The organism is Pseudomonas trutticola BRTCR10 (genome assembly GCF_056155105.1).
The window spans coordinates 3,375,553-3,392,015 of sequence record NZ_CM149552.1; the positions used below are offsets into that span (position 1 = coordinate 3,375,553).

The window sequence follows — 16,463 nt, forward strand, 5'->3', positions numbered from 1 at the left end:
CTCACCAGCCGTTGTCATGAGCAGAAGTATGCGGCAATCCGGCCAATTGGGAAGCTGCTTCGTTATTGATTGCCCACCAGCGCGGCAGCAATTGTTTTATCCGGCTCTCGGCAAAGCGGTCATCGATCAGCATGACCACGCCGCGATCTTCGCGGGTGCGGATCACCCGCCCGGCGGCCTGCACCACTTTCTGCACACCGGGATACAGATAGGTGTAGTCGTAACCGGCGCCGAATATCGCCGCCATGCGTCGCTTCAGCTGCTCGTTGACCGGGTTGAGTTGCGCCAGCCCCAGCGTGGCGATGAAGGCGCCGATCAAGCGTGCGCCGGGCAAATCGATACCTTCACCGAACGCTCCGCCCAACACTGCGAAGCCGACGCCCTGGCTGTCGGCGGTGAACTGATCGAGAAACGCCTGCCGCGCCCCTTCGAGCATGCCCCGTGATTGCTGCCACAGGGTGATGTGCGGATGGCGCTCGGCCAACAAAGTCGCCACCTGCTGCAAGTAATCGAAACTGCTGAAGAACGCCAGATAGTTGCCCGGCCGTTCGCTGAACTGACGGGCGATCAACTCGACGATAGGTTCGAGCGACGCCTGTCGATGGTTGAAACGCGTCGAAATGCGGCTGACGATCTGCACTTGTAACTGCTCGGCACTGAACGGCGATTCAACGTCGATCCACACCGTGTCGGCCGGCGTGCCCAGCAAGTCAGCGTAATAGTGGCGCGGGCTGAGTGTCGCGGAAAACAGCACGCTGCTGCGCGCAGCTTTCAGACGCGGGCCAATGAACGCGGCCGGTACCACATTGCGCAGGCACAGTTGCGACAGCGGACGCTTGCGGTCGAGGTCGCGTTTGCTGATGTCGAACAGATAGTGCTCGTCGTACAGCTCCGCCACCCGACCGAATTGCAACAGGTCGAAATAGAAGTTCTGCAGGCCACTGTCGAGGCCTTGCGGATGGTCGTTGAGGTAATCGCCGATCGCGGCGCAACACAGGGAAATCGCCTGGAGCAGCTTTTCCGGGGCTTTGTCATAAGCCTGATACGCCGCCAGTTGCGGCGCATGCAGTGCATTCCATTCCCGGTTGACCCGTTGCAGCGAATTTTTCAGCGCTTGCGGCGCGGTTTTGCGCACGCCGCCGAGGGTGGCCTGATCAAGGCCGGCGCTGTACATCTGCCGACCGCGCTCGACCAGGTTATGCGCCTCATCCGCCAACACCGCGACTTTCCACTGGTTGAGCTGCGCGAGCCCGAACAGCAAGGCGCTGAAGTCGAAATAATAGTTGTAGTCGGCGATCACCACGTCCGCCCAGCGGGCCATTTCCTGACTCAGGTAATACGGACACACCGTGTGTTGTGCGGCGACGTCGCGCATCGCCGCCTGATCAAGCAGGTTGACGCGGCTGGCCGCTTCACGGGCGGCGGGCAGGCGATCATAGAAGCCTTGGGCCAACGGACAGGACTCGCCATGGCACGCCTTGTCCGGGTGTTCGCAGGCCTTGTCCCGGGCGACCATCTCCAGTACCCGCAAGGGCAGCGTGGTCGCTTGATCGAACAACACCTGACTGGCATCCAGCGCCAGTTTGCGCCCGGGGGTCTTGGCGGTGAGAAAGAACACTTTGTCCAGTTGCTGCGGCGCCAAGGCCTTGAGCATCGGAAACAGCGTGCCAAGGGTCTTGCCGATGCCGGTCGGCGCCTGCGCCATCAGGCAACGCCCGGTGCTCACCGCCTTGAACACCGATTCGGCCAGATGACGCTGGCCGGGACGAAAGTCTGCATGGGGGAACGTCAGTTGCTGCGCCGCGCGATTGCGCGCCTCGCGATGGGCCATTTCCTGCTCGGCCCAATACAGGAACAATGTGCATTGCGCCTCGAAAAACTCCTGCAAGGTCTCGACGCTGAACGCCTCGACCAGACAGGTTTCCTTTTCGCTGACGATATCGAAATACACCAGCGCCACGTTGATCTGCTGAAGATCGAGTTTGTGGCACATCAGCCAGCCGTAGACTTTCGCCTGTGCCCAATGCAACTGGCGGTGATTGACCGGCTGCTTGCTCAGATCGCCACGGTAGGTTTTGACTTCTTCCAGGCAGTTCTGCGCCGGATCGTAGCCATCCGCCCTGCCCTTGACCTTCAATTGGCGGAACTCGCCGTCCAGCGCCACTTCGCTCTGATACTGGTCATTGCGCCGCGACGCCACGGTGCGATGGCCGGCAATGCCTTCAATTGCCGTGGGGGACGGCGTGAAGCGCAAGTCGAGGTCACCGGTCTTGGCGGTGAACTCACACAACGCTCGCACTGCAATGCTGTAGCTCAAGCGCTCTGCTCCGCCCATTGCACATAGCACACGGCTACTGGCATCTGATGCTGATGGCAGAACTCCAGCCAGCGCAGTTGGTTGTCCTGCAAGCGGTCGCCCGGGCCTTTGACTTCGATCATCCGGTAGGTTTTGTGCTGCGGCCAGAACTGGATCAGGTCGGGCATCCCGGCGCGGTTGGCCTTGATGTCGAGCAGCAGGCGGTTGAACCAGTGCTTGAGGTGTGCGGCGGGCAGGCACGCCAGCGCTTGCTCCAGCAAATCTTCATTCAACGCGCCCCAGAACACGAACGGCGACTGCACCCCCCATTTCTCGACGAATCGGCCACGGATGGTGTCGGCATAACGGCCGTCGTCGAGTTCGCCAAGACAGGCCTGAAACCGTTCGGCGCGGCGTTGCTGGAAATCTTCGTTGAGCAGATCCACCGGACCGCGCTGGAACGGGTGAAAGAACGCCCCCGGCAACGGCGCGAAAATCGCCGGCCAGCACAACAGACCGAACAACGAATTGATCAGGCTGTTTTCGACGTAATGCACCGGGCCATCATCGGCGTGCAGATGTGCCTGCACATGAAACTCCACCGATAGCGCCGGATCGGTGCGCGGCAGGTGCAGATCCAGTCGCTCGACCGGTTTTGCCACCGCGCGCTTGAGCGGCGGGCCACCGAGCTTGCGCCGCAGCCGGGGCACGATGCGTTGCAAGCCTTGCTGTTCGGTGGCGCTTTCCGGTGCCTGTTCGGCGAGCGTGCCGAGTTCCAGTGCCAGGCTGTATTCGCCGCAACGCTCCAGCACGCGGATCATCCGCAATCGTGCGCCGGGATAGGCGCAGGTCCGGTAAATGCTCAGGGCCAGGGCAAACTCGGTGATACGCTCGCAGTATTGGCCGATCTGGAACAACACCTTGCCGCGTCGACGTTGCAGCCACGGGTTGTCGAAATGCAAGGCGCTCACTTGCTCAACGATGCTTTCCAGCGGCTCGCCGGCCTCGAAGCGCAATTGGCATTGGTGCAGGAACAGGCAGGCGTCGACGTCCTCACGGCTGCGCAGGCCCCGGGAATCGGCACAGAACTCGACTTTTTCGTAGGTGAAAATTCCGAGATCGGCGAGCACGAACTCCGACCAGTCCTGATACAGATTGCCAAAGAACATCAGACGCAAACGGTCGCACAGGTCCATGATGGTCAGGCTGAACAGGCGATCGGGCAGCAGCGGCGCCCAGTCGCGCAGGCTTTGTGCCTGGGGAAACGCTTCGGCCAGCACTGGCAGCCAATCGTCCTTGCGGCCCTTGGGTTGCTCGATAAAGGCACCGAACGCTTGCAGGATCTCAGCCTTGAGCAACACGTCGAACAGCTCTGCGATCACCAAGGGGGCGTGTTCGTCGATCCAGCCGAGTTCCAGCAACGGCTGCGCCGCCTGGGGAATCTCGCCGATTTCCGGGTAACTGAGCTTGCCCGCACGAAAATGCAGGCCCTTGCGCATCACCATCCGCACCAGCAAACCTTGCGAGGGTTTAGGCAATGCTTTGAAGTCGCCAATAAACGCCTGCTCCGTTTCGCTCATCACATCGGCATAACGAAGCTCAAGCCAATCAATGACTTGCAGGAAGTTGTTAAGGTAATAGAACGGATCGTCGAGGGGTTTGGCAGTCACGGGAATTCAGGGCCATGGCGAGCGAGTACTGGTTATGCGTACAGATAACAGCTCTTCCCCACCCGGCGCAAACAGAAAAAGATCAATGGCATTTTTTCACCGGGCCATCGAACTTTTCCCGGCACAATGGCACCAACCGCGTTAGAACGCCGACAATGCTCGGTATCACATGGAAAGAGGAATTTGAGGTGGGTATGAAAATCAAGACATTGGGTATTCCTTTGGCCGTCGCCGCGCTGCTGGCATTGGGTGGTTGCTCGACCCAGACCGTGGTGACCTTGCAGAACGGCACCCAGTACCTGACCAAGGACATGCCAGAAACCAAAACCAAGGATGGCTTCTATGAGTTCGAAGACATTTCCGGCGCCAAGGTAAAAGTACGCGCCGACGAAGTGGCCACCGTACGCAAGGAAGACTGACGGTTCATCCTTCGGGCTGGCACAGCAGAAGGTTGTAATCTTCTGCTTTTGATGTGGCGGAAGGCAGGCTGAATGCTCGATACAGCACCAATAGTATGATAGCTTCCACGCCAGTCGATCATTCTCCTGGAGGCCCGATCATGGGGACCGTGCGAAAAACCATTACCGTGACTGACCAGCAAGACAACTGGATCAAAGCGCAGATAGAAGCGGGCCACTACACCAACGACAGTGAATACATCCGTGATTTGATTCGTCGTGAGCAAGAGCGCAATGCTGAGCTAGAGACGGTACGGGCCGCTCTTCGGGAAGGTGAATCCAGCGGAAAACCTCGCCCATTCGATCCCGCTGCGTTCAAGCAACGAATGTTGACGGCGCATGGCTGAATACCGACTGACGCCTGCGGCTGAAGGCGACCTTGAAGCAATCTGGGGTTATACCGCACGTCAGTGGGGTCAAGATCAGGCCAGTCGCTACATTGATATCATTACCACCGCATTTGCGCAGTTAACCGAGCGCCCAAAAACAGCGCCAGCCTGTGACGCTATACGTCCCGGTTATCGACGCTACAGTATTGAACGACACACGATTTACTTCCGAATCACGGCGTACGGAATTGCGATCATTCGCATACTGCATGATCGTATGGACACGCAGCGCAACCTCTGACCGCCCGTTATTACGCACAGGCTCCCGGCAAGGAACTGGCATCTTTCGCTTTTGATGTGGCGGAAGGCAGCCGGAGTCGAACCTGCCCGGGAACGGATGCCGTCCCCAACCGGGTTTGAAGCCCGGCCGCGCCACCGGGCGCGATTGCCTTCCTTTAACTCAATGGGCGCCTGGGTTGGCCAGCGCGCTGTCGGGACGGATCAGTCGGTGTTCGCCGAGGCGTCGGGTCAGGCCGAGGCGGTCGAAGTATTCGAGGAACTGAATACAGCGTTTGCGTCCCAAGCCTAGCGCATCACGCACGCTTGTCACCTGGATCTGCGGATTTTCCTGCGCCAGTTGCAGGAGCATCGCCGCCATTTGCCGCAGGACGATGTCGGTGACAAATAGATCGCGCACCACTTGGTGGGTCAGGCCCAGACGCGCCAGTTTGCGCAGCAGCAGACGCACATTGGCGTCTTCTTCCCCGACAGCTTTAGCCAGATCGCGAACCCATGGCGGGTCGAAGCCGGCCTGTTCGAACAGCGGTTGCAGTTGTTGCCAGAGGATTTCGTCAGCGGCGCTCAGGCGTACCTGGTGATCCGGCAGGTGCAGCCACGGCCCACTGGCGTTGATCGAGCCGGCGGCGAGCAACTCATCGAGCAGGCTGAGGAACGTCGAGCGCTCCAGCGGCAGCGCACTGAAACGCCTCAGGCGATCGCGGTCCGGGCCCATCTGGTCGGGCTCCAGTTCATGCAAGCGCGCCAGTTGCTCCAGCAAAGTGAATTTGAGCATGCCCCAACGTTGCACGTTGAACAGCAGCGGGCCTTGGCGGGTGTCGATCAGGCGCACGTTTTGCGGCAATGACCAATCGGCGCGCGGGTGATTGAACTGGCGTTCCAGGCGCAACGGATCGAGCCCCGCCGCGCTGTGGTTGAGCAACAGCGGCAAGGCGTGTTCGAAGGTCTGATGAAGGGCCAGCGCTTGCAGCTGCGCCAGACGTTCAGGGCTGCGGCGATGCCTGGCCGGAGCGAACGGATCGAGCACCTGTCCGCCGCCGAGGGTACGTTGCGCGCTCTGGTCGCGCAGGATTAGCCGATCCCCCTTCACCGCATGCACCGGGGCGTTGATCAGCAGTTGCGCGAACATGCGTTCGCCAGGGTTCAGGCGTGAACCTTCGAGCAACGCGACGCGGGCGATCACGTCCTGCGTGCCGAGATGCAGGTGCACCGGGTGAAAGTGTTCGAAGGCGCGTTCGCCGGGCAACAGTTGAAAGTCGATGTCGATTCGTTGCGTCGGCGCATGCAGCCATTCCGACAACAGCCATTGGCCGCGATGGATCTGTGCCAATTCAAGACGTTCACCACTGAGATTGAGGGCCACGCGTTGCCCGGCGCAGGCTTGTTCAGCGGTTTGATTCTGCGCATGCAGACCGCGCACCCGTACCGTTTTCCCCGACGGCCCGAGTGCCAGTTTGTCGCCCACCGTGACCACGCCGGACAGTGCCGTGCCGGTAACCACAATCCCCGCACCGGCCACACTGAAGGCGCGGTCGATGGCCAGACGAAAGCCCCCGGCGCGACTACGTTCATGCACTTGGTTTTGCGTGTGCAACAACGCCGCACGCAGCTCATCGATACCCTGCCCGCTGACACTCGACACTGCCACTATCGGTGCTTTGGCGAATGGCCCCGGAGCCAGTAAATCGGTGATCTGCTCGCGCACCGCCATCACCCTGCCCGCCTCGACCCGATCACACTTGGTGATCGCGACCAATGCGCGAGGAATGCCCAGCAGTTCGACAATCGCCAGATGCTCACGGGTTTGCGGCATCACGCCGTCATCTGCCGCGACCACCAGCAACACCAGATCGATGCCTTGCGCACCGGCGAGCATGTTGTGGGTGAATTTCTCGTGGCCGGGGACGTCGATAAACCCGGTGAGGCCCACGCCCGGTTCAAGTTCGGCGTAGAGATAACCGAGATCGATGGTCATCCCGCGCTCACGTTCCTGTGGGCGGCGGTCGCCGGTTTGCCCGGTCAGGGCTTGCAGCAGCGAGGTCTTGCCGTGGTCGATGTGCCCGGCGGTACCGACAATCACGGATTGACCTGCAAGTGGGGCAATTGCCCGAGCCACGCCGGTTCATCGTCGAGTTGGCGCAGATCCAGCCACAGCGCATCGTCATCAATGCGTCCGAGTACCGGGATCGGAAGCGCCCGCAACGCTGCTTCCAGACTCAGCAAATAACGCCCGCGCAAGCGTTTCGAGACTTGCGGGCGACAACACAGTGCTGCGCTCGGCAAGCGCGCCACGGGTTGGCTGCCGCTGCCGATCATGCCCAAGGCCTCGACTGCGCTGACCTGCCAAACCGAGCCCAAGACTTTGGCCAGCGCCGGTTGCAACCGCGAAGCCTGGGCGAAGATGTCGGCTTGCGGTCGGGTCAGCAGGCGCAAGCTCGGCAAACGCTCGGCCAGTCGATCCGGATCGCGGTACAGACCGAGCACCGCTTCCAGCGCCGCCAAGGTCAGCTTGTCCACCCGCAACGCCCGTTTCAGCGGGTTCTTCTTGATCTTCGCGATGAGTTCTTTGCGCCCAACGATCAACCCGGCTTGCGGCCCGCCGAGCAGTTTGTCGCCGCTGAAGGTGACGATGTCCGCGCCATCGAGCAACGCCTGCCGCACCGTCGGCTCCGCCGGCAAACCCCAACGGGTCAAGTCCAGCAAACTGCCACTGCCCAGATCCTCCAACAGCGGCAAGCCATGACGGTGGGCCAGCGCCGCCAGTTCCGCCGTCGGCACGCGCGCGGTAAACCCTTCGATGCTGTAATTGCTCGCATGCACGCGCATGATCAAACCGCTGCGCGGGCTGATCGCCGCTTCGTAATCTCGGGCATGGGTGCGGTTGGTGGTGCCGATCTCATGCAGACGTACACCGGCGCGGGCCATGATGTCGGGGATGCGAAAGGCGCCACCGATCTCGATCAGTTCGCCGCGAGAAATGATGCCTTCCTTGCGGGCGCCGAGGCTGTTGAGCGTCAGCAGCACGGCGGCGGCATTGTTGTTGACCACGGTGACGGCTTCGGCGCCGGTCAGTTCGCGGATCAGGCCTTCGATCAAATCATCGCGGTCGCCGCGTTTGCCGCTGGCCAGATCGAATTCCAGATTGAGCGGATAACGGGCGGCCATGTGTACCGCTTCGATGGCTTCGTCCGGCAGTAAGGCACGACCCAGATTGGTGTGCAGCACCGTGCCGGTCAGGTTGAACACCCGCCGCACGTGACTGCGCTGTTGCTGCGCGAGGCGTTCACCGACGCGACCAGCGAGCACTTCGGGGCTGATTTCGACGGCGGATAATTGCCCGCTCAATACGCTGGAACGCAGTTCATCAAGCAACTGGCGCAAACCGGCCAGCAGCGATTCTCGCCCGTGGCGTTCGAGTAAGGGCAGACACGCCGGATGACGCAACAAACCATCAATGGAAGGTAACCGCAGGGCACCGCTCGCAGACATCAGCCACTCCCGAAATCAAAAGACTCTCCGGTGTCCAGACCCAGCACACCGTCAAACCTGTGGGAGTGTAGACGCTCTGGTCATTCGTCTCCCGGCGCCAGCAACAAGTTCGGCGCGAGGCGCTGATAACCGTCCTGAGCAAGGCGCATGTCGAGCAGCAAACTACCGAGATCCGCCGACAATGCCTCGGCGTCGGCATCGTTTTCCAGATAGACCAATTTCAGGTAGCTGTTACAGCCCGGACAGACCTCGGCGCGCAACGGCGCCTGATTGGCCGCGTAGCGATCGTCCTCAAGGCTCAGGTAATCAAGGCCTTTGCTCGATTCGCAATACACGCATTTGACCCGCACTACATGCCATTCGCAGGCGCACAGCGAACACACCAGATAACGCAAGCCGTTGTGTTTGCCCCGATGGCGAATGACCCCGGCCATGGCCGGCGAACCGCAGGCCGGGCATTGGCTGAGGCTGTTGCCGGGCGTCAGTTGCAGGTTCGGCGTACTCAGTAACCAGTAACTCCAGGCCGCTTGCAGCGCCGCGCCAAGAAACGGCACCAGCGCCGCCGGCACCAGCGAGTATTGGCCACTGACCAGCGCCACGGCCCAGGCGCGCAATTGTCCGGCACTGGCGGTGCGCAAAGTGGTAATCGCATCCACCACGGCGGGTTGCTCGGGCGGTGAGTAGCGTTGCAGCAAAGCCTCCAGCCAGGCTTGCCAGTCATCTTCGCGGATTAAGGTATCGGCAGCGAACGGCGGCAAACCGTGTTGCTGGCACAACTCAAGCCGTTGTTGATCGACAGCTTCTGTTGACGGCGGATCGTCCAGCACTTGCTGCTGAACCCGACACAACCCGGCAATCAAGCGCAGATACTCGGCCAGCGGATGCCCGTCGGCCAGTTGCTCGAGGCGTTGCGCGCGCAAGGTGAACAAATTATGCGGTGGCAGATGCAGAAACGGCGGCGAACTGGCCGCCGCCTCGATTTCCCCGGGTTCAAGAATAGTCGCCAAAGGTCAGCCCTTTTTGGTGATCGGTCGCTCCGGCACGTCCGGATTGCGTTCGTCGCGGGTGATGTCGCGGTACCAGAGTTCGTGGTGTTTTTTCGCCCAGGCGCGGCTGACCCAGCCATGCAACATCGCGTCCACCGAACCCTTGATCCACAGCCCGGCGTAGATATGGATGATGATGCTGAGGATCAGCACAAACCCGGCCAGTGCATGCAGCAGCATCGCCCAGCGGATCACGGTGATACCGAAGTACGTACTGAAATACGCCCGCCAGATGACCAGCCCGGTGAACAGCAAACCGAGCATGCACAGCAGTAAAGTCCAGAACAGCAGCTTTTGCCCGGCGTTGTATTTGCCTACCGGCGGCACGGTTTCCTCGTCGTTGACCAGCACCCGGTCGATGCGCCGCAGCCACTTCCAGTCATTGCCGATAAAGAAGTTCGCGCGCCAGAACCTGAACACCAGGCCGAGGAACAACACAAACATCACCACGCCCATGAACGGATGCAGAATCCGCGTCCACGGCCCGCCACCGAACAGGTGGGTCAGCCAGAACATCGACGGGTGAAACAACGCCAGCCCCGACAGCCCGGCCATGAAAAACAGGATCGCCACCAGCCAGTGATTGGTGCGCTGGTTGGCGGTGTAACGCAGGATTGTCTTGTTGCTCATGGCCGCTCCTCCCCGCGTGGATCGAAGGTATGCACCGCCGGATCGACGACGTGCACCGAGGTATCGGGCGGCGTCGGGTGCTCATCTTCCTCGACGCGATTGGGCCCGATGCGCACGTAATGGAAGAACCCGGCCAGCACCGCCGCGCCCATGGCCAGCAGGCCCAAGGGTTTGCTGATGCCTTTCCACAAGCCCACCAGCGGACTGATGGCCGGGTCCTGCGGCAGATTGGCGTAGATTTTCGGTGTATCGGCGTGGTGCAGCACGTACATAACATGGGTGCCGCCGACACCCGCCGGGTCATACAAACCGGCGTTTTCGAAACCACGGCTTTTCAGATCGACGATGCGTTCGGCGGCGTGTTCCTTCATGTCTTCCTTGGTGCCGAAGACGATGGCACCGGTCGGGCAGGTTTTCACGCAGGCCGGTTCCAGCCCCACCGCCACCCGATCCGAACACAAGGTGCATTTGTAGGCCTTGTGATCCTTCTGCGAAATGCGCGGAATGTTGAACGGGCACCCGGTGATGCAATAGCCGCAGCCGATGCAGTGATCCTGATCGAAATCGACGATGCCGTTGGCGTGCTTGATGATCGCGCCAGGGCTCGGGCACGCCGCCAGGCAGCCGGGCTCGGCGCAGTGCATGCAGCCGTCCTTGCGGATCAGCCATTCGAGGTTGCCGGCGTCGGTTTCGTGCTCGGTAAAGCGCATCAGCGTCCAGGTTTCTGCGCTCAAATCCTGCGGATTGTCGTAGGTGCCGTGGTTGTGGCCGACCTCGTCGCGCAACTCGTTCCATTCCGAGCAGGCGACCTGACAGGCCTTGCAGCCAATGCATTTGGTGGTGTCGATCAGCTTGGCCACCGCCTCCTGATTCCTCACCGATGGCGGCACCGTGGTGGTGGCCGAGCGGGCAATGATGTCTTGGCTGGCCATTTATAGTTTCTCCACGTTGACCAGGAATGACTTGGATTCCGGGGTCTGTGTATTGCCATCGCCGAGGAACGGCACCAGGGTGTTGGTCAGATAGCCGTGACGCGTCAGGCCGGTGAAGCCCCAGTGCAGCGGGATGCCGATCTGATGCACGACCTGGCCGTTGACCTGCAGTGGCCGAATCCGTTTGGTCACCACCGCCACCGCTTCGATAAAGCCGCGTTTGCAAGTGACGCGCACACGATCACCGGCCGCGATGCCCTTCTCTTTCGCCAGCACTTCGCCGATCTCGACAAACTGCTCGGGCTGAGCAATCGCGTTCAATTTGCAGTGCTTGCTCCAGAAGTGGAAATGCTCGGTCAGCCGGTAACTGGTGCCCGCATACGGGAAGTCCTTGGCCTCGCCGAGGGTTTCCCAGACCGAATCGAAGATCCGCGCCGCCGGGTTGCTAGTGGCTTTCTTGTTTTGCGGGTGCAACGGGTTGATGCCGATCGGCGTTTCGAACGGCTCGTAGTGCTCGGGGAATGGCCCCTCGTTCATCTTGTCGACGGCGAAGAAGCGCGCCACGCCTTCGGGGTTCATGATGAACGGGTTCATCCCGGCTTCCGGCGGCACGTCGGCCTTGTAGTCCGGCACGTCGGTGCCGCCCCAGGCCTTGCCGTTCCACCATACGAGGCGCTTTTTCGGATCCCATGGTTTACCCGCGACGTCCGCCGAAGCGCGGTTGTAGAGAATCCGCCGGTTGGCCGGCCAGGCCCATGCCCAGCCTTGATGCTGATGCATGTTGTACGGATCGGAATTATCGCGTCGGGCCATCTGATTGCCGGCCTCGGTCCAACTGCCGGCAAAGATCCAGCAACCGGACGCGGTGCTGCCGTCGTCCTTGAGCTGGGCAAACCCGGCCAGTTGTGAACCGCCCTTGATCACCGCGCCGCTGGCGTCGGTGAAATCGCTGGTGGCGTTGCCATTGAGTTCCTTGGCCAGTTCCTCGGGCGAAGGCTCGTCCGGGACTTTGTACGGCCATGACAGTTTCAGCAGCGGATCGGGGAACTTGCCGCCCTCGGCCTGATAACGCTTGCGCAGGCGCAGGAACAGTTCGGCCATGATGCGGATGTCGGTTTGTGCTTCGCCCGGGCCATCGGCGCCTTTCCAGTGCCATTGCAACCAGCGGCTGCTGTTGACCAGCGAACCGTCTTCTTCGGCAAAGCAAGTGGTCGGCAGGCGAATGACTTCGGTCTGGATCTCCTCGCTTTTCACATCGTTGTATGGCCCGACGTTGTGCCAGAACTCCGAGGTTTCGGTGGCCAGCGGATCCATCACCACCAGCCATTTGAGTTTGGCCAGAGCGCCCATCACGCGGTTCTTGTCCGGTAACGCAGCAATCGGGTTGAAGCCTTGGCAGAGGTAGCCGTTGACCTTGCCCTGGCTCATCAGGTCGAACATCTTCAGGACGTCGTAGTTGGGGATGTCGAGTTTCGGCAAATGGTCGTAGCACCAATTGTTCTCGACGGTGGCGTTGGCGCCGTACCACGACTTCATCAGGCTGACGTGGAATTTGCTGTAGTTCTGCCAGTAAGAGAGTTGTCCCGGACGCAGCGGCACTTGCGTGCGTTTGGTAATAAAGGCGTGGTAATCCTGCTCATTGTCGCTGGCCAGTGTCAGGTAGCCCGGCAGTGCGTTGGACAGCAGGCCAAGGTCGGTCAGGCCCTGAATGTTCGAGTGCCCGCGCAAGGCATTCACGCCCCCGCCCGGCATGCCGACGTTGCCCAGCAACAGTTGCACCATCGCCGCACTGCGGATGATCTGCGCGCCGATCGAATGCTGCGTCCAGCCCAGCGCGTAGAGAATCGTCATGGTCTTGCCCGGTGTCGAGCAAGTGGCAATCTCTTCCCAGATTTTCTGCATGGCATCGACCGGCATGCCGCAGATCTGGCTCGCCAGTTCGATGTTGTAGCGGCTGTAATGCTGCTTCATCAATTGATAGACACAGCGCGGGTGTTGCAGCGTCGGGTCGACAGTGGCGAAGCCGTCCTCGCCCAGCTCGTAACCCCAGCCGGATTTGTCGGTGTAGCTGCGCTTGGCCGCGTCGTAGCCGCTGAAGATGCCGTCTTCGAAGCCATAGCCTTCTTTGACGATGAACGACACGTCGGTGTAGTTGCGCACGTACTCGTGCTGGATCTTGTCCTCGGTCAGCAGGTAATTGATCAGGCCGCCCATGAAGGCGATGTCGGTACCGGTGCGGATCGGCGCGTAATAGTCGGCCACGGACGCGGTCCGGGTAAAACGCGGGTCGACCACGATCAGCCGCGCGGCGTTGTGCGCCTTGGCCTCGGTCACCCATTTGAAGCCGCACGGATGCGCTTCTGCTGCGTTGCCACCCATCACCAGGATCAGATTCGCGTTGGCGATATCGGTCCAGGTATTGGTCATGGCACCACGGCCGTACGTCGGGGCAAGACTTGCCACCGTCGGGCCGTGTCAGACACGCGCCTGGTTATCGAACCCCAGCATGCCGAGACTGCGAATCACCTTCTGGGTGATGTAACCGGCTTCGTTGGACGCTGCCGACGCCGCGAGGAATCCACTGGAAACCCAGCGATTCACCGTTTGCCCGTTGGCATTTTTCTCGATGAAGTTGGCGTCGCGGTCGGTTTTCATCAGATCGACGATGCGGTCGAGCGCTTCGTCCCAACTGATCCGCGTCCATTCGCTGCTGCCGGGCTTGCGCGTTTGCGGGTAGAGCAAGCGGCCCGGGCTGTGAATGAAGTCGAGCAGACCTGCGCCTTTCGGGCAGAGGGTGCCGCGGTTGACCGGGTGGTCGGCGTCGCCCTCGATGTGAATGATGCTTTGCGCTACGTTCTTCGCGGTATCGCCCTGGCTGTACATGATCAAGCCGCACCCGACCGAGCAATACGGGCAGGTGTTGCGGGTTTCATGGGTGTGGGCAAGCTTGAAGTGGCGCACCTGCTCGGCGAAGGCCAGCGTCGGGGCCATGCCCAACGCGCCCAGGCTAGAGCCTGCAAGGCCGATACCGGCGACCTTGAAGAACTGACGACGGCTGAGATCCATCGTGCACTCCTGATCAGGTGGAACCCGGTACTGGGGCCGGGCTTTTTCTGGACAATCACGGTTGCGGCAGACGAGTGCCGACTTTTTCACTGTAGACAAAGACCCCACAATCCGTGTGAAAACCGACCGTCGGCCGTTTGTCGGCACTCTCACGGACAACCGCGCCCCCCTGTGGGAGCTGGCTTGCCAGCGATAGCGGTGGGCCGGTCACCTTCATTGTTGGATGTGCCGAAGCTTTCGCTGGCAAGCCAGCTCCCACAGGTTTTGTGTGCTCCCACCGGGCCGTGGGCTTAGAATGCCCGGCAGGACCAATCCCGCCTTCACGAGACCGCGCATGACTTTCGATTTTGATCAGGTATTCGACCGCCACAACACCGGCAGCACCAAGTGGAGCCGTTACCCGGCCGATGTGTTGCCGATGTGGGTCGCTGATATGGATTTCGCTGCGCCACCGGTGGTGATCGAGGCTCTGCAACAGCGCCTGCTGCATCCGCTGGTGGGTTACAGCGTGCCTCAGGAAAATCTGCGTGAGGCCATCGTCGCCGACCTCTGGAACAAGTTCGCCTGGAAGGTCAAACCGCAGGAGCTGATCTTCCTGCCGGGTGTCGAGTCGGGCTTCAACATGGCGCTCAAAGCCCTGGTGCAGCCACAGCAGAACGTCGTAGTGCAGGTGCCGAACTATCCGCCGCTGCGTCACGCACCCGGCCACTGGGGTTTGAACAAGGTCGAACTGGAATTCGTCGCGCAGGCTGACGGCACCTACGCCACGCCGCTGGACGTGATGCGTAATTCATTGAACGGTGGCGGCGCGCTGCTGCTGAGCAACCCGCACAACCCGATCGGCAAAGTGTTCGTCCGTGAGGAGTTGCAAGCCGTGGCCGATATCTGCGTGGCGCAAGACGCGTGGATCATCTCCGACGAAATCCATGCCGAGCTGTGCTTCGACGGTCGCGTGCACATTCCCACGGCGTCCCTGAGCCCGGAAATCGCCCGGCGCACTATCACCCTGATGTCGGCGAGCAAGGCGTACAACATCGCCGGCCTCAAGACTTCGTTCATGATCATCCAGGACGCCGCGCTGCGCGAACGCGTCAACCATGCTCGTTGCGGCATGGTCGACAGCGTCAATCCGTTGGGGATGGAAGCCACCCGCGTGGCGTACAGCGAAGCCGGGCCGTGGCTGGCCGAACTGAAAACCTATCTGCAGGCCAACCGCGACTATCTGGTTGACGCGGTGCGCAGTCGCTTGCCCGGCGTGAGCATCCAGGTGCCACAGGGGACTTACCTGGCCTGGCTCGATTGTTCGGCGCTGGACCTGGGTAATCCGCAGCAGTTTTTCCTTGAACAGGCCAAAGTCGGTTTGAGCGCCGGTAGCGATTTCGGCGATCAGAGTCAGCAATTCGTGCGCCTGAACTTCGGCTGCCCGCGTTCACTGCTGGAAGAAGGCATTGCGCGGATGGAGCGGGCGTTGGCCAGCCGCATCGGTTGAAGGCCGTTGCCATATGCGCGAATTCTTGGTTTCGTGCCACCGCTATCGCCAATGGTGATTAAAAACTGTCATTTATGACAGTTGGCACCCACGCGAATTTGTCGAACCATGGGCTTGTACGTCGCGCCGTCCCCGCGACGAACAGCTTCCATCCCATGGCATCGAGGTTTCAACATGGCAATGCACAATCACATTCGCAATGGCGATTTCAGTAGCGGAGACTTCACACACTGGATTGCCAAAGCCTACGACACGCCAATGTCGGTAGAGCTATGGCAATCCAGTCATGCCGCGCGGATGGTCGGAGGCAGAAGCTCGGGGCAGAATCTGGCGAGCGAAACATTTACGGTCTCGCCCGGGCGATTCATCTTCAGTTTCGATGTGCAGGCTCCCGACGCCGTCCCGCTGGAGAACAGCGCGCATCGCCGGTTCCACATCGAGGGCCGCGAAAAAATCGATAACCCCCTGCTTAATGCATTCCTGACTTATACGGTTTGGGCCACCCACGGCAATGACGGCACCGCTGAGGTCTGGTTCGAACAGGCCTACGTCGATCCGAAAAAACAGCGGATCAATCTTGAAGGCGTTATCCCGCCGGGTTTTGCTCAGGTGGATGTTCACTTCGGGATTCCCAATGATCCATTCGGCAACAAAGGCCCTTACTTCATTGATAATGTGCAGTTTTTGATGGCGGCGTAAGTTCTGCCCGGGTGCCATGCGTTGTGATGATCCGAGTCGCTAGGACAGGTGTTACGGGCTAT

13 protein-coding genes and 1 tRNA gene are annotated in these 16,463 nt (G+C 60.8%); 5 read left to right on the plus strand and 9 right to left on the minus strand.

Annotated elements, in window-relative coordinates; translation table 11 throughout:
* Window position 1: 1 nt before the first annotated feature.
* Window positions 2-2,317, minus strand: coding sequence for an ATP-dependent DNA helicase (locus ACVVH8_RS15145; protein ID WP_475224534.1), 2,316 nt, complete (start codon window positions 2,315-2,317; stop codon window positions 2-4).
* On the minus strand, window positions 2,314-3,966 hold the full coding sequence (locus ACVVH8_RS15150; RefSeq protein WP_475224537.1) for a VRR-NUC domain-containing protein: 1,653 nt from the start codon (window positions 3,964-3,966) through the stop codon (window positions 2,314-2,316). Before ACVVH8_RS15150 ends, ACVVH8_RS15145 begins: the two co-directional genes overlap by 4 nt.
* 194 nt (window positions 3,967-4,160) lie before the next feature.
* On the opposite strand from ACVVH8_RS15150, the gene ACVVH8_RS15155 reads away from it, so the two are divergent.
* The 3 genes from ACVVH8_RS15155 (at window position 4,161) to ACVVH8_RS15165 (ending at window position 5,054) form a co-directional block, all read left to right on the plus strand.
* The gene (locus tag ACVVH8_RS15155; protein WP_103302452.1) at window positions 4,161-4,385 is read left to right on the plus strand and encodes a YgdI/YgdR family lipoprotein; all 225 of its coding nucleotides are present in this window, start codon (window positions 4,161-4,163) and stop codon (window positions 4,383-4,385) included.
* Window positions 4,386-4,525: 140 nt separating this feature from the next.
* Window positions 4,526-4,771 (plus strand): type II toxin-antitoxin system ParD family antitoxin, encoded by a 246-nt coding sequence (locus ACVVH8_RS15160; protein WP_212808893.1) that lies wholly within the window; start codon window positions 4,526-4,528, stop codon window positions 4,769-4,771.
* On the plus strand, window positions 4,764-5,054 hold the full coding sequence (locus ACVVH8_RS15165; RefSeq protein ID WP_212808894.1) for a type II toxin-antitoxin system RelE/ParE family toxin: 291 nt from the start codon (window positions 4,764-4,766) through the stop codon (window positions 5,052-5,054). The genes ACVVH8_RS15160 and ACVVH8_RS15165 overlap by 8 nt, the downstream gene beginning before the upstream one ends.
* A gap of 57 nt (window positions 5,055-5,111) precedes the next feature.
* On the opposite strand, the gene ACVVH8_RS15170 is transcribed toward ACVVH8_RS15165, so the two are convergent.
* The 7 genes from ACVVH8_RS15170 to fdnG form a co-directional block, all read right to left on the minus strand.
* Window positions 5,112-5,207 (minus strand) — tRNA-Sec (locus ACVVH8_RS15170).
* Between the two features lie 6 nt (window positions 5,208-5,213).
* Complete coding sequence (gene selB, locus ACVVH8_RS15175; RefSeq protein WP_475224539.1) at window positions 5,214-7,130, minus strand: selenocysteine-specific translation elongation factor; 1,917 nt, start codon at window positions 7,128-7,130, stop codon at window positions 5,214-5,216.
* The gene (gene selA, locus ACVVH8_RS15180; RefSeq protein ID WP_475224542.1) at window positions 7,127-8,539 is read right to left on the minus strand and encodes an L-seryl-tRNA(Sec) selenium transferase; all 1,413 of its coding nucleotides are present in this window, start codon (window positions 8,537-8,539) and stop codon (window positions 7,127-7,129) included. The genes selB and selA overlap by 4 nt, the downstream gene beginning before the upstream one ends.
* An 80-nt stretch (window positions 8,540-8,619) precedes the next feature.
* Window positions 8,620-9,546, minus strand: coding sequence for a formate dehydrogenase accessory protein FdhE (gene fdhE / locus ACVVH8_RS15185; RefSeq protein ID WP_475224544.1), 927 nt, complete (start codon window positions 9,544-9,546; stop codon window positions 8,620-8,622).
* A gap of 3 nt (window positions 9,547-9,549) precedes the next feature.
* A complete protein-coding gene (locus ACVVH8_RS15190) occupies window positions 9,550-10,215 on the minus strand; it encodes a formate dehydrogenase subunit gamma (RefSeq protein WP_475224547.1) in 666 nt (221 codons plus the stop codon).
* Window positions 10,212-11,147: a formate dehydrogenase subunit beta gene (gene fdxH, locus ACVVH8_RS15195; protein WP_475224551.1), complete on the minus strand. Its 936-nt coding sequence runs from the start codon at window positions 11,145-11,147 to the stop codon at window positions 10,212-10,214. The genes ACVVH8_RS15190 and fdxH overlap by 4 nt, the downstream gene beginning before the upstream one ends.
* Window positions 11,148-14,213, minus strand: a complete 3,066-nt coding sequence (fdnG, locus tag ACVVH8_RS15200) for a formate dehydrogenase-N subunit alpha (RefSeq protein ID WP_475224553.1) — start codon at window positions 14,211-14,213, stop codon at window positions 11,148-11,150.
* A gap of 334 nt (window positions 14,214-14,547) precedes the next feature.
* Here fdnG and ACVVH8_RS15205 point away from each other — a divergent pair, with 334 nt between their 5' ends.
* Both ACVVH8_RS15205 and ACVVH8_RS15210 read left to right on the plus strand, forming a co-directional pair.
* A complete protein-coding gene (locus ACVVH8_RS15205) occupies window positions 14,548-15,702 on the plus strand; it encodes a MalY/PatB family protein (protein WP_475224556.1) in 1,155 nt (384 codons plus the stop codon).
* Window positions 15,703-15,810: 108 nt separating this feature from the next.
* Window positions 15,811-16,401, plus strand: coding sequence for a carbohydrate binding domain-containing protein (locus tag ACVVH8_RS15210; RefSeq protein ID WP_475224558.1), 591 nt, complete (start codon window positions 15,811-15,813; stop codon window positions 16,399-16,401).
* Window positions 16,402-16,463: the final 62 nt, after the last annotated feature.

Excerpts from the sequence above, each read along its gene's own strand:
- ACVVH8_RS15155 (WP_103302452.1), top strand. The coding sequence starts at position 4,161 with ATGAAAATCAAGACATTGGGTATTCCTTTGGCCGTCGCCGCGCTGCTG.
- ACVVH8_RS15160 (WP_212808893.1), top strand. The coding sequence starts at position 4,526 with ATGGGGACCGTGCGAAAAACCATTACCGTGACTGACCAGCAAGACAAC.
- ACVVH8_RS15165 (WP_212808894.1), top strand. The coding sequence starts at position 4,764 with ATGGCTGAATACCGACTGACGCCTGCGGCTGAAGGCGACCTTGAAGCA.
- selA (WP_475224542.1), bottom strand. The coding sequence starts at position 8,539 with ATGTCTGCGAGCGGTGCCCTGCGGTTACCTTCCATTGATGGTTTGTTG.
- ACVVH8_RS15190 (WP_475224547.1), bottom strand. The coding sequence starts at position 10,215 with ATGAGCAACAAGACAATCCTGCGTTACACCGCCAACCAGCGCACCAAT.
- fdxH (WP_475224551.1), bottom strand. The coding sequence starts at position 11,147 with ATGGCCAGCCAAGACATCATTGCCCGCTCGGCCACCACCACGGTGCCG.
- ACVVH8_RS15205 (WP_475224556.1), top strand. The coding sequence starts at position 14,548 with ATGACTTTCGATTTTGATCAGGTATTCGACCGCCACAACACCGGCAGC.
- ACVVH8_RS15210 (WP_475224558.1), top strand. The coding sequence starts at position 15,811 with ATGGGCTTGTACGTCGCGCCGTCCCCGCGACGAACAGCTTCCATCCCA.